This is a genomic window from Citrobacter sp. Igbk 17, from assembly GCF_028069775.1.
Taxonomy (GTDB): domain Bacteria; phylum Pseudomonadota; class Gammaproteobacteria; order Enterobacterales; family Enterobacteriaceae; genus Citrobacter.
The window spans coordinates 139092-151583 of record NZ_JANEWI010000003.1; the positions used below are offsets into that span (position 1 = coordinate 139092).

The 12492-nt window shown below is 48.0% G+C and carries 10 protein-coding genes, 1 tRNA gene and 1 pseudogene; 7 read left to right on the forward strand and 5 right to left on the reverse strand.

The genetic code is table 11. The annotated features are described in order from the left end of the window. Window positions 1-5 precede the first annotated feature (5 nt). On the reverse strand, window positions 6-2468 hold the full coding sequence (gene pgaA, locus NNO08_RS02900) for a poly-beta-1,6 N-acetyl-D-glucosamine export porin PgaA (RefSeq protein ID WP_271456152.1): 2463 nt from the start codon (window positions 2466-2468) through the stop codon (window positions 6-8). A gap of 841 nt (window positions 2469-3309) precedes the next feature. Between pgaA and NNO08_RS02905 the strand changes: the two genes are divergently transcribed. Further along, the gene (locus NNO08_RS02905) at window positions 3310-3846 is read left to right on the forward strand and encodes a GNAT family N-acetyltransferase (protein WP_271456153.1); all 537 of its coding nucleotides are present in this window, start codon (window positions 3310-3312) and stop codon (window positions 3844-3846) included. A gap of 67 nt (window positions 3847-3913) precedes the next feature. Here NNO08_RS02905 and NNO08_RS02910 read toward each other — a convergent pair. Continuing rightward, window positions 3914-3976: pseudogene (locus NNO08_RS02910) on the reverse strand (arsenate reductase); the annotation flags it as partial. Window positions 3977-4271: 295 nt separating this feature from the next. On the opposite strand from NNO08_RS02910, the gene NNO08_RS02915 reads away from it, so the two are divergent. From NNO08_RS02915 to NNO08_RS02935, 5 genes are all read left to right on the forward strand, one after another. Beyond that, window positions 4272-4838, forward strand: a complete 567-nt coding sequence (locus NNO08_RS02915) for a YceI family protein (RefSeq protein ID WP_271456154.1) — start codon at window positions 4272-4274, stop codon at window positions 4836-4838. Between the two features lie 13 nt (window positions 4839-4851). Then, window positions 4852-6054: a lactate oxidase gene (locus NNO08_RS02920; protein WP_271449895.1), complete on the forward strand. Its 1203-nt coding sequence runs from the start codon at window positions 4852-4854 to the stop codon at window positions 6052-6054. Window positions 6055-6154: 100 nt separating this feature from the next. Then, entirely contained in the window at window positions 6155-6286 is a 132-nt protein-coding gene (locus tag NNO08_RS02925) for a hypothetical protein (protein ID WP_271456155.1), read from the forward strand. Window positions 6287-6496: 210 nt separating this feature from the next. Further along, window positions 6497-6958: a hypothetical protein gene (locus NNO08_RS02930; RefSeq protein WP_271456156.1), complete on the forward strand. Its 462-nt coding sequence runs from the start codon at window positions 6497-6499 to the stop codon at window positions 6956-6958. A gap of 12 nt (window positions 6959-6970) precedes the next feature. Beyond that, on the forward strand, window positions 6971-8098 hold the full coding sequence (locus tag NNO08_RS02935; protein ID WP_271456157.1) for a PAAR domain-containing protein: 1128 nt from the start codon (window positions 6971-6973) through the stop codon (window positions 8096-8098). An 812-nt stretch (window positions 8099-8910) separates the two neighbouring features. Here the strand turns inward: NNO08_RS02935 and NNO08_RS02940 are convergent. The 3 genes from NNO08_RS02940 to NNO08_RS02950 form a co-directional block, all read right to left on the reverse strand. Then, window positions 8911-8984, reverse strand: a tRNA-Gly gene (locus NNO08_RS02940). A gap of 80 nt (window positions 8985-9064) precedes the next feature. Continuing rightward, window positions 9065-9787, reverse strand: a complete 723-nt coding sequence (gene actS / locus NNO08_RS02945; RefSeq protein ID WP_271442494.1) for an amidase activator ActS — start codon at window positions 9785-9787, stop codon at window positions 9065-9067. An 89-nt stretch (window positions 9788-9876) separates the two neighbouring features. Next, a complete protein-coding gene (locus NNO08_RS02950) occupies window positions 9877-10773 on the reverse strand; it encodes a LysR family transcriptional regulator (protein ID WP_271456192.1) in 897 nt (298 codons plus the stop codon). Window positions 10774-10988: 215 nt separating this feature from the next. On the opposite strand from NNO08_RS02950, the gene NNO08_RS02955 reads away from it, so the two are divergent. After that, window positions 10989-12482, forward strand: a complete 1494-nt coding sequence (locus NNO08_RS02955) for a UbiD family decarboxylase (RefSeq protein WP_271449891.1) — start codon at window positions 10989-10991, stop codon at window positions 12480-12482. The last annotated feature ends 10 nt before the right edge of the window (window positions 12483-12492 follow it).

Sequence of the window (12492 nt, forward strand, 5' to 3'; positions counted from 1 at the left end):
AATCCTTAAAACCTGACATTCAAATCGAAAGCGAGGGAGATATTCCGCTCACGTTTACCGTCGTAGGGGCGTTTATCCCACACCAGCATCACCCCGCCATCTACGACGTTGTTCCATTTAAGCCGTTGACCGTAACCCAACTGGACGATAGCCCCCGCGTCTTCACCTTGTTGCCAGTAGCCGCCCACGCCAGCCACTCCCTGCTGTGTCCACACGGTGTCATAGTGTCGGTAAAGCACCTGCTCCGCGGTCAAGCCGGGTACCACAGAGAAATCACTTTTGGGGTTGTAATACGGCACATTCTCTTTGGTGTTGGTGCTACCGCCGATACCCGGAGTAAAATCCAGCGTGAAACGCGGTGTTGTCCACATACGCTCCTTTCCGCTAAGCCCGTATTCGATACGATCGTTACCATCCGAGAAATGTGAAGCGGCAAACGACAATTGATACTCGCGCCGCTCGTTTTGGTACCAGCGGACATACATATCGCCGCCGTTGGCATATACGCCGCTACGCAGCGCACGCAGTGGCGTATTGCGGGAAAGACGCTCTGCTGACCCACCCACACGCCAGTTATCATTGAAGTCATGCCAGGCTGAAAGACGGCCCCCCAGTTTCTGCCCGTCGCCATAATTACGGCCAGACAGTTCCATTTCGGCCCAGTAATCACGTGAAGTCCATTCAGCACCGGCCGCCAGATCGCGGCTGATGCCTTTTCCTTCTTCAAACTCGCCGGTGGCAAAGTTGAAACCGGTAAACAGTCGCCAGTTGTCATTAATCGGCGGGCTGTAAATCGCAGTATTGATGTTGAAGTCATTCTTACCGCTGACCGGACTATCGGAGGAGATCCCCTGCGTACCGCTGATACGCACTTCCGACATTTTATGCACATCACGGATCCGTGCCAGGCGCAGCGTCGCTTCGTCATCCGGGCTACGGGCGATGACATCATCGGTCAGCTCGTCGGCCTGTTTCCACTCCTGAAGATCCAGCGCCACATAGGCCTGCTGACGCTCCAGCTCCAGGTTGCTGGGCTCGATCACTTCCGCAAGCTTTAGCTCTTTTTCCGCCGCATGTGGCAATCCACGGGCTTCCAAAACGGAGGCATAGGTTATGCGCAGCCCCTGGTTACCAGAACCCGTTCGTGCCAGATGTTCTGAGAGTTTTTCTGCCTCTGGCAGTTCATTGGCAGCAAGATGATATTGCGTCAGCAGCGTCTGCCCGAGCAGCCAGTTATCGTTAGGCTGTGGCGTTGGCGAGCCATAGATACGACGCAGATACGGGCTCTCTTTGATCAAGTCATCGACTTGTTTTTTAGCGGCAGCAAAGTTTTCATTATCAATATGCGCATAGAACAGATCCTGTTGATCTTCAGGACTGAGCGGCGTCACAGGGATAGGTCCGTTCGGATAATAGATGCTCGCCAGCATTGCTTCGGTCTTTTCCGGCTGACGTTCGCTGAGCCACGCCGAAGCCACCCAACGTTTGGCATAGTTGGGCACTTCACCGTCCGCGGAGAGAGATTCGTATTCCTGAATCACGTCGGCAGTACGCTTACGCACCAGCAGGGCGCCCATGCGATCAATTCTCGCCCGGCGCACATCGCCCTGGGCTGCGGGATCATCTTTCCAGGCTGCCAGCAACTGGTCATAGCGGGCAAGCGCTTTATCCGCCACGAGAAAACGCTCATCTTCATTTCGTGCAGAGGTATAAGAAGCGCGCACCTTTTCGGCTGCAGCATCAAGCGCCAGACGCCGCTTAACGGGGTCAGATGTCGGAACCTCTTCCGTCAGTTCCAACGCAGGTTCAGCGACACGGTTGGCTGACAGCGCTGACAACAGCGTGGATTTCGCATTTTTGTTACCCGGATCGACTTCATCCGCCTGGCTGGCGACTAACAGCGCATCCCAGTTTTTCCCCTGTGAATGATACACATAGGCAAGCAGTGCATCAGAGTCAGCCCCCGGATGCGCGCGTGCCCATTTATTTGCTTCAGTCAGGGCCTGCTGATTGTAACGTGCATCCGCCAGCGTCATGATCCAGCCGGTACGTACATCGGCGTTCTCAGGTTCTTCCTGTACAACGCTCTCCCAGAGCGCTAATGATTCATTCCAGCTCTTCTGGTTACGATACGCACGCGCAGCGGCCACTTTACCGCGTGCAGGCACATCCATCTGCCCACGATACCGCTGCCAGATATCAATGGTTGCTTTATCGTTGTTATCAACCCAACCAGATACTTGCAGCCAGTCAGCCACCTGATTTGGCGTTAACGCACTTTTCTTTCCCTGCTCCTCAAGGTAGCGCAATAACGGTGTGCTATTACCACCTCGCGCTTCAATAATCAACGCATCATAATCTGATACTGCTGCAGAGGCTTGCATTGGGAAAAGAACGCTTGCCGTAAATAAACAGGTTACTGACTTAAAGCGTTTAATAAAGTTGGCATGTCGACGCATACTGAACATATCTGCCCTTATATCTTACATCACAGTAAAAATAAGCGTTTTCAATAAGTTATAGTCATTCCCTGACGGTTGCCGACCATGTAAAGTGCACTGCCGCTTATTTCGTAATATGACTAGAAATCATTTAATTCTTTCGTCTTATTGACTCTCTATGACTCATCCACTCGTCGTTGAGAGGCAGGCGAAAGCTCAGGAATTTTATCACTCAGTGTGGGGTCTTGCTATGTTATAAGAAAACTCTTAGGCAAAAAAAGTATTTTAAACCAAATTATCCTAATACTCTTGGGATCGAATACTGGATTTAGATTAAGTTTCCGTGACGAAACCACGTAACGATGATAACTATTATCAGCAAATATAGAAACACCAGGTAACTGTTTGCCTGATAAGCATTTTGAGAATTGACAGGAAAAACCTGATAATTAACAGTAACTGATAACACTATAAATAACATCAGTTAATTTTAAACGGCTAAGTTTCAGGGTGAAACGAGCAACACAAAACCAGGTAAAAAGAATTAGATAAAGATATAACAAAATGAAATTAAAGGATTTTATGAACAGTGAATTTATCCCCTACCAAAAATGGCATTGTGGAATCCCCCAATGAACCACCGCAGGTAATTGTTAATTTCACTATGCCCAAGTGTATTTATCATTCCACAAAACTGTACTTATCTATTTGTTAAATTATTGGCGATATCAACGACAATCAATTTTTACCCTTACAAAATACAAGCCTAATGCTATTGAATGATGTCCATTGAGCCATAAGCGTTTGCGCTTACCCTTTGCGCATTCTTTCAGGTAATCTGGCAAAAGACGCCAACGGGAGCTGGTCAATGAAAATCGTTAACGCAGAAGAAAAGCATATCCCCGCTATCCATACTATCTACGCACATCATGTTCTTCACGGAACTGCCAGCTTTGAGACTGATCCGCCAGATACCCGCGAAATGCTTGTTCGCCTGACTAAGATCCGCGAGCTGGGGTTGCCGTGGGTTGTGGCCCTGCAGGACGAAAAAGTCATCGGTTACTGTTATCTCACCCGCTACCGTGAACGCTATGCCTACCGTTATACGCTCGAAGATTCGATTTATATTGATCCGACAGCACAACGTCAGGGTGCGGGCAAAGCGCTACTACACCATGTCATTACATGGGCAGAAACACACGGCTACCGACAGATGATTGCCATCGTCGGCGACAGCAATAATCAGGGATCGCTGAAAGTCCACCAACAGGTCGGATTTACCGAGGTCGGCACGTTAAAGAATATTGGCCTCAAGCATGGTCGCTGGCTCGATACCGTATTGCTACAACGTAATCTGGGTGAAGGTAACAGCACACTGCCGCCCGATGCTGGCGTGATACTCTGAGGGAAAACGGAGGGGGGGAAGACCCCCTTAATACTAATTAAGGCCGTTTGCCTGCTTTACCTACCAGCTACTCGCCATCTTCCTTTGCGAAAGCACCTTTTTGCGCATCCGGGAGGATTTCCAGCACCTCATCAGGCTCACCGCATCTGCGGGGCGTTTTGGAACATAAAGAATATCTCATTCAAGGATAACCAGTTATCGCAGGTAAATTTATTTTTATAAGCGTTATCAGAGATTGAGTGGTTAATATTAAATCTAATATACTCTTATAATTCTAAAGTGATGCAGGGGGATTATTCAATAGCGAATAATCCCCCTGCCCCCTATCGTTCTATAAATGGGACACTGCTTCCCACTTTTCAATCTGGACGGGTTATAACACATGAATTATAAATGCATCTGTTTTCTATCTCTGAGGTTACACCATGAACAAGAACATATTGATCGCAGTATGCGCATTAGGTTTTGTGAATATTGCACATGCCGAAGTATATAAATTAGATAGTACGCATACGAATGCGACATTTAATATCGACCATTTTCAGACATCAACCAACCATGGTGGCTTTTACTCCATCAGCGGAGATGTGAAATATCTTCCAGAGAAACAGCAAGGTGAACTGCAGGTAACCATTCCTGTAAAGTCTCTAAATACCGGTCTGGAAGCATTTGACAAGCATATCCGTAGCAGCGATATACTCGATGCAGAAAAATATCCAGATATTGTATTCAAATCAACAAAATGGAACTTCTCTGAGGGCAAACCTACCTCCATTGAAGGGATGTTGACGATGAAGGGGGTTACTAAACCTGTCACGTTAACGACGACAAAATTCGGCTGCTATATGAGTCCGGTTTTCAACGCTCAGGTCTGCGGTGGTGATTTCTCTGCAAAAATTGATCGTACCCAATGGGGGGTTGATTATCTCGTCAACATAGGAATGAGCAAAACAGTTGATATTAACATTCAGGCTGAAGCAATACGCCAATAACAAGGAAGTAAGAATGAAAGTGAATAAAACAGTTCTGGCCATAGCCTCTGTGGCTATGATGATGTCATCGGGTCTGGCGCAGGCCGAAGCATATAAAGCCAGCACCGAAGAGCACCCCATTAAAATGGTTAACATTGACTCTCTTGAAAATCAAGTAAAAGCCAGAATGGAAAAGGGAGCATTTGGTTATATTCGTGGAGGCGCGGAAGATGAAAATAATCTGCGCAGCAATACCGAGAGCTTTGATAAGAAATTTATCGTTCCACGAGTATTGCAAGGTATTGAATTAAAAAATATCAATCTTTCAACCAGCTTGCTGGGCATTCCGCTAAAAACACCAATTATCCAGGCGCCAATGGCAGCCCAGGGTCTGGCGCACGAAACCGGTGAACTCGCCACAGCCAGAGGGATGGCCCAGGTTGGTTCAATTTTCTCTTTAAGCACCTACGGAAATAAAACCATTGAGGACGTTTCCAGAGCATCAGGGGGAAATCCGTTCTTCTTCCAGCTCTATATGAGTAAAAATAATAAATTTAACGAATTTATATTAAATGAAGCGGTTAAACATGGTGCAAAAGCGATCATTCTGACAGTCGATTCACCTGTTGGTGGATATCGCGAAGACGATATAAAGAATAATTTCCAGTTCCCTCTCGGCTTCGCAAATCTTGAGATGTTTGCGAAGCAGAGTGATGACGGTTCAAAAACAGGCAAAGGTTCTGGTATCAGCGAAATTTACGCACAAGCCAAACAAGCCTTCACTCCGGAAGATATTAAATACGTTCACCAAATCTCCGGTCTGCCAGTCATTGTGAAAGGAATTCAGTCGCCGGAAGATGCAGAGGTTGCTATTAAGGCCGGAGCTGCAGCTATCTGGGTTTCTAACCACGGGGGAAGACAACTCGATAGTGGGCCATCCTCATTTGATGTACTGCCCTCTATCGCAAAAGTTGTAAATAAACGCGTGCCAATTATTTTTGATAGTGGTGTACGTCGTGGTTCACATGTATTTAAAGCTATCGCTAGCGGCGCTGATATCGTGGCTATTGGACGTCCTGTCCTGTACGGTCTAAACCTCGGCGGAGCTCAAGGTGTTGCTTCTGTTGTCGAGCAACTCAACAAAGAATTAGTCATCAATATGATGCTCGGTGGAACCAAAGATATCGAACAGGTGAAAAAAACCAAATTGTTGACCTTACGTGATCTGGAAGAATAAGAGCATACTTTGGGTTAACGGCATGAAATATTAGCCCCCTCTATTCCACTCACCAGAGCCATTATTAAAGAATAGATAATAATGCTGAATACCGGCCACTATGGCCGGTATTTTATTTATTCGCCAGATAACTATGACAGTGCTAAATCGCAGCAACATCACCGACACCAGACGCTATCTGGATTTAGACGAGCAAGCCGTTAGCCAGGAGGTCAATGAGATGGCCTTTTAAGAAGGTACACATTCTGCATCTACAACAACGCCAATTACACCAAAACCGTCACGATCAGACCGTCCGAACAGTGCAACATTTGAAGAGGAGTTGCCCCCTTTACTGGCTGATACGAAATGTAGTTTTACTTAAGTCTAATACTTGTTGCTCATGCGGTTATTGTTTGTAAAATAGCCAATTAAATTATTTCCATAGCAAGTAGAGGGACCTATGAAGCAATACACCAATGAACTTACCGCCGAAATGCTGGCAGCATTTGACCAGTCACCATTCACAGCAGAACAGCTCGCCGGAATGAATGATGAAGCCCGCTCCCTCATCGAAAAGCAAAACACCTTTAATCTCACTCATCCAGTTACAGCAGCTTATCTGATTGCGACAGAGGGCAGTTTAACCCGCGATGGGGGAACGGTTTTTAGTGAATACAGCGGGCAGCAGATCGAAACCGAGTGCGGCAAACGGATAAATGTTTCACGTGTGGGTGATGAAGTTCGTTACCCAGATGGAACCACGGCGAAGATTAGCACTGGGGTAGGGAAAACTTCTGGAGACTCCGCTGCACTTGTTGGAAGCTTACTCGACAACGGCGACGAAATTATCAGTAGGCCTCAGGGAAGTGTACGAAGAGTAGTCCGAGCCGGGGAATCGTTGCCAGCTAACTTTCTGAAATAAGGAGATTCAGCTATGGCATCGGTAAACAGAGGCTGCACTGTTCACGGTAAGAATGTTGGTTTGCACGGAGATAAAACCTCTACAGGCGCACAATGCATTGCCGCCCGCCCCGGTATGTCTGTTATGGGTAAGTTGAAACTCTACATTGGCGATAAGACCACCCCCTGCCCAAAATGTGGGAAAGTGGGGGTGATTATTACCGGCGATCACCGACACTCAAATGGTGCTGCTGTCGCAGTGGACGGTTCAGAAATACACTGCGGTTGTCCACAGGGTACTAATTTTCTTATCGCGCCTGGCACCGTTGAGGTGAATACCCCTTCTTGGGCGACAGCACCTGTAGAGCCAGTGCAACATGCACAGGCAGCGAAGAAACAAAACAGCTTTGCTGACACCTGCAAGCCAGAAGATAACCAGCTATTGAACGGCGTTTACATCTGGACAGAAATCACCGATGCAGGACACGCTTTCGTTTCGGTGCATGAAAATAACTCGATCTACGTTTACACCTACGGGCGCTTTGGTCGAAGAGGACCAGCTAACTTTACAGGCGATGGAATACTTAACTTCTTTACCGGTGACGATGCTCGTAGCTACTACCGTGAAGAACTTTACAAAGTTAATGCTCGGGTATTCAAAATTGATGATGCATCCATAGTGGAGACACGTTCATTGTTTGAAAACCTTTGGAACTCAGGAGCAAAGCCAATCCCTACTGAGAAAATGGGTGAAAGAGCCAAACGCAGGGGAAGAGTAATTGACGTCTATGATCTTACTGGTAGCAACTGTACAACTCACACTGTTCAGGTAATTCGTAAATCTGGCTCAAACATTTTCGAAACAAGCTACACATCGACTACAACGCAATTACCGATTGAAGGCGTGGAAGATTTTGCAGTGCCTTTATCTCTGCAAAATTATCTTATGCGCAAGAGCAGCAGCCTAAACTCAATGCAAGTAACTGAAGTTACCAATGAATTTAAAGAGCAGTATCCAAACATAGATAATTACACTCTTGGTGAAGAAAATGCTATGGAGAAAAACCTTGCTGCGGGAGCCTCTACATTAGGTTCGGCTTCTGGTTATTCTGGCGGTACGGTTGGTGGATTCTTGGGTGGTTCATATGACCTTGACGAGTAGAACAAAATGTTTCATCCGATGGGGGAGCATAATCACGATCTCTTTCCTCTACATAGCATCCATTTTGGTCAATGTATTAGATTATGGGATAACGAGAAAATACACTGACATACTCAATGAAAAAACGATCACTATTGAAGCCTGTAATGCTGTGGTGGCTGATTTTGAACAGTATTACGACAGACTGATTGATGTTTCTCTCTTCGGTTACATCATTTCTACCGTGTTGATCCTGATCATCTTCAAGAAAGTGAGATGACCGTCAAAGGCTGGAGAAATCCAGCCTTTCCCCTTCTCCCTGATTTTAGACAATACAAGCCTAATGCCCGTTGGTGGTAAGACAACGCGCGGAGCCGTCAGGCGACAACATCAGGGTATGTCAGACAGTGAAGTTTATCAGGATGACCATGTACCCGAAGGAGCGAGGCCGAACCGCTGGCAGAGCTTGCATGTGGTGTGCAAGTACCGTGACCACCATAAAACCTGTTTATTCCCTGCAACGTCATCGCGACGTGTAGCATGTGGGAGCATCGGCAAAAAATGCGCTTCACTGTAAGGTTATGAGAATCAATGCCCGGATCAGGCTTTGCCTTCACGTTGTGCTATCGCGGTGTGAGGTTGGAACTGCCGCCGCCGAATAGTTATACTCTCATTTCCATAGTAACTATCCGTGACAACTAACAGTGTAATCCCCGTTGGTACTTCGTCGTTCAATGGTAGAACGATCACAGACAACTTATGTTAAGTAAGTTGTTGATAGCGAAACACATTAAGCCAGTAGCTGGCGGTGTTTTGCAACAAGGGGAGAGATCTGGAGCGGGCGAAGGGAATCGAACCCTCGTATAGAGCTTGGGAAGCTCTCGTTCTACCATTGAACTACGCCCGCGAAGAGGTGCGTGGGCCATTATAGACCTTACGCACCCTCTGACAAGCCCAAACTATGCTAACTGCTGATAAAATAGCCTGTTAGCACTTAGGTTTACTCCCCTGCGGCGGTAAATAACGCAGTGGATCAATCGCCGTTGCGCGATAGCGAATCTGGAAATGCAGGCGTACAGATGCCGCATCAGTGCTACCCATGGTGGCAATTTTCTGCCCGGCCTTCACGCTCTGCCCGTTGTTCACCAGTAGCGTATCATTATGCGCATAAGCGGTAATGTAATCCTCACTGTGTTTAATCATGATGAGGTTGCCATAGCCCCGCAGCTGGTTGCCGACATAAACTACCTTCCCTGCCCCCGCCGCATAAACCGGTGTGCCGCGCGCAGCTGAGATATCAATACCCTTGTTGCCGCCATCCGCCGTTGAATAAGGCAGGATCACTTTTCCGCTGGCTGGCCACAGCCAGCAGCGTTGTCCCACCGGCGGCCAGGATGACTGCGGTACGGAGGACGACGGTCTGACTGCCGCTGTTTTTGTAGAAGATTTTGTGGTGCTCTTGCCGGTAGTCGGGCTGGTTTTCGTGCTACCGCTAAGCTTCAGCCTTTGCCCTACTTCGATGGTATAGGGAGGAGATATGTTGTTGAGACGGGCGAGATCCCTGACGCTGGTACCGGTAGAGCGCGAAATCGCGTACAGCGTATCGCCACGCTTCACGGTATACGTAGAGCCGGAATCAGATGAACTGGAACATCCTGCAACGATCAGGCTGCCTACCAACATTATCAAGATATAAAAGCGTTTACTCATCAGACATTCTGCACTAAACACGAACGTTCACCTCCAAACCAGAGGTAATTATCATACCAGCCAGCCGGACGATCCCCAATCGCTTCGGCTCAACCTGATGTATTAAACGGATATCCCTGTGCAATAATATCCATCAGCGCGGGCAAGTAAGGCATGGACGGTAATTTCACCAGCGCCGGATAAAATATTTGTGGCGAGGGGAATACATCCACCACGTAGCACTGGCTGAGTTTCTCCGCGTCGACTTCTGAAGAGGGTAGCAATGTCGCGGCTTCAAGGCCGGACTCCAGCCAGTCGAGGATCACTCCCGGCTGTGTGATATGCATGATCACCCTGGCGTTCACACCAGATTTACGAAACAAATCCATGAGCATTTCGTAAGTCCCTGAATCCTTCGCTCTGTGCAACAACACCAACGGCAGTGCCGCCAGTGATGTGTAGTTATAGGGATTCGATGGTGGACCCGACAGACATTTTTTATTGATAACCGCCACCAGCTTAATCGGGTCAAAAGAAACATAATCAAAACCTTCACTACGATAGGGCCGTTGTATTAGCGCCAGGTCAATTCCACCTTCCGTTAATAACGTTTCAAGATGGCTAGAGTCAGTAACTGAAATATTTATCGTGGTTTCTGGATTACGTCGATGAACCTCCATCAATAACGCTTTAAAATAATTCTGATAGAGATGCGTTAATCCAATTCTTAATTCAGTTCGGTTTTTCTGCGCAATGTCTGCCGTTTCGCGAGCCGTGTCCTCAACCTGACGTAATATTTCACAGCCTTTTCGATAGAGGAAAAATCCGGCTTCCGTGGGTTCAATACGGTTTCCGCGGCGCATAAAAAGCGATACCTGAAGTTCTTCCTCCAGTTCCTGAATTCGTTTACTGAGTGGCGGTTGCGCCATGTTCAGCGATTTCGCCGCCTGGCTGACGGAACCTTGCTCCACCACCCGACAAAAATACCGTAAGCGCTTCAAATCCATCATGATCACCTGTAGTTTCATTTATCTCCAGTATCACACTTACCTGGGAAAATAAAAAGCCAGCCCATTACACATCATATTGGTTAATCACTATTTAACACGTCATTAAAATAAACTTTTTTGATCTACTGACCATCCGGTAAACGGTATTTGTTTAAAAGCGCCATGGGAAATATTGTGCCGGCAGCGAAACTTCTTTTCCAAAGGAACATCCCATGGCAAATGCTGATTACAAAACACCCTCAACGGTGCATGATTTACGCTCTGCACTCGAACTTCTTAAAACACTGCCCGGCGAATACGTTGAGACCAATACCGAAGTTGACCCACACGCTGAACTCTCCGGTGTTTATCGCTATGTTGGCGCAGGCGGCACCTGCCAGCGTCCAACACGCAAGAACGGTCCAGTAATGGTCTTCAATAAAATCAAAGGATTTGCAGATATCAGCGTAGCAATTGGCCTGAACGGCTCACGTCAACGCGTCAGTCATTTTCTTCAGTGTGAACCTGAAAAACTGGGGCATCTGCTGAAGGATTCTGTGGAAAACGCAATCGCACCGGTAATAGCCCAGGGGAGTGCCGTATGCCAGGACGTCGTGCATCTGGCGAGCGATGCCGATTTTGACCTGCGTAAATTACTGCCTGCACCAACTAATACCGAAGAGGACGCTGGTCCCTATATCACTATGGGCCTGTGCTATGCCTCGGACCCGGAAACCCACGAATCCGACATCACCATTCACCGTCTGTGCGTACAGAGCCGTGACGAGCTCTCGATGTGGCTGACACCGGGCCGCCATATTGATGCGTTTCGTATGAAAGCAGAGGCTGCCGGACGGCCACTACCGATCTCTATCAGCATCGGGGTGGACCCCGCGATTGAAATTGCCGCCTGTTTTGAACCCCCCACTACCCCACTGGGCTTTAACGAACTGAGCATCGCAGGCGCACTGCGCGGGAAGGCGGTTGAGATGGTTCAGTGTAAAACCATCAACGAAAAAGCCATCGCGCATGCCGAGATCGTGATTGAAGGCGAGCTGCTGCCAAACGCACGTGTACGGGAAGACCAGAACACCAATACCGGTCGTGCTATGCCCGAGTTTCCCGGCTATACCGGCGAAGCCAAAGAGTCTATCCCAGTCATCAAAGTGAAAGCCGTGACACACCGCATCAACCCTATCTGGCGCACCACCGTAGGTCCAGGCGAAGAACACGTCAATATGGCCGGGATCCCTACCGAAGCCAGCATTCTGGATATGGTTGAACGTGCCATGCCGGGAAAACTGCTCAACGTTTTCGCCCACTCTGCAGGCGGCGGTAAGCTGCTGGCAGTTCTGCAGTTTAAAAAATCATCCCCGGCGGATGAAGGCCGTCAACGTCAGGCGGCTTTGCTGGCTTTCTCTGCGTTCCCGGAACTGAAACATGTCATCCTGGTAGATGAAGATGTTGATATTTTCGACAGCGACGACGTGCTATGGGCTATGCAGACCCGCTATCAGGGCGATGTCGATACGATTACGATCCCCGGTGTCCGCTGCCACCCTCTCGATCCGTCACAAGTACCAGAATACAGCCCGAGCATTCTGCAACAAGGGATGTCCTGTAAAACGATTTTCGACTGTACGGTGCCATTCCACCTAAAGCACAACTTCCAGCGTTCTGCATTTAAAGATGTGGATGTGAAGCGCTTCCTGCCGGATTTCGAATAAAGGATCGCAC

Bases quoted from the DNA above. Each gene is read 5' to 3' on its own strand.
- NNO08_RS02905 (WP_271456153.1), top strand. From the start codon at position 3,310: ATGAAAATCGTTAACGCAGAAGAAAAGCATATCCCCGCTATCCATACT.
- NNO08_RS02935 (WP_271456157.1), top strand. From the start codon at position 6,971: ATGGCATCGGTAAACAGAGGCTGCACTGTTCACGGTAAGAATGTTGGT.
- NNO08_RS02915 (WP_271456154.1), top strand. From the start codon at position 4,272: ATGAACAAGAACATATTGATCGCAGTATGCGCATTAGGTTTTGTGAAT.
- NNO08_RS02930 (WP_271456156.1), top strand. From the start codon at position 6,497: ATGAAGCAATACACCAATGAACTTACCGCCGAAATGCTGGCAGCATTT.
- NNO08_RS02950 (WP_271456192.1), bottom strand. From the start codon at position 10,773: ATGGATTTGAAGCGCTTACGGTATTTTTGTCGGGTGGTGGAGCAAGGT.
- NNO08_RS02920 (WP_271449895.1), top strand. From the start codon at position 4,852: ATGAAAGTGAATAAAACAGTTCTGGCCATAGCCTCTGTGGCTATGATG.
- pgaA (WP_271456152.1), bottom strand. From the start codon at position 2,468: ATGTTCAGTATGCGTCGACATGCCAACTTTATTAAACGCTTTAAGTCA.
- actS (WP_271442494.1), bottom strand. From the start codon at position 9,787: ATGAGTAAACGCTTTTATATCTTGATAATGTTGGTAGGCAGCCTGATC.
- NNO08_RS02955 (WP_271449891.1), top strand. From the start codon at position 10,989: ATGGCAAATGCTGATTACAAAACACCCTCAACGGTGCATGATTTACGC.
- NNO08_RS02925 (WP_271456155.1), top strand. From the start codon at position 6,155: ATGGCCGGTATTTTATTTATTCGCCAGATAACTATGACAGTGCTAAAT.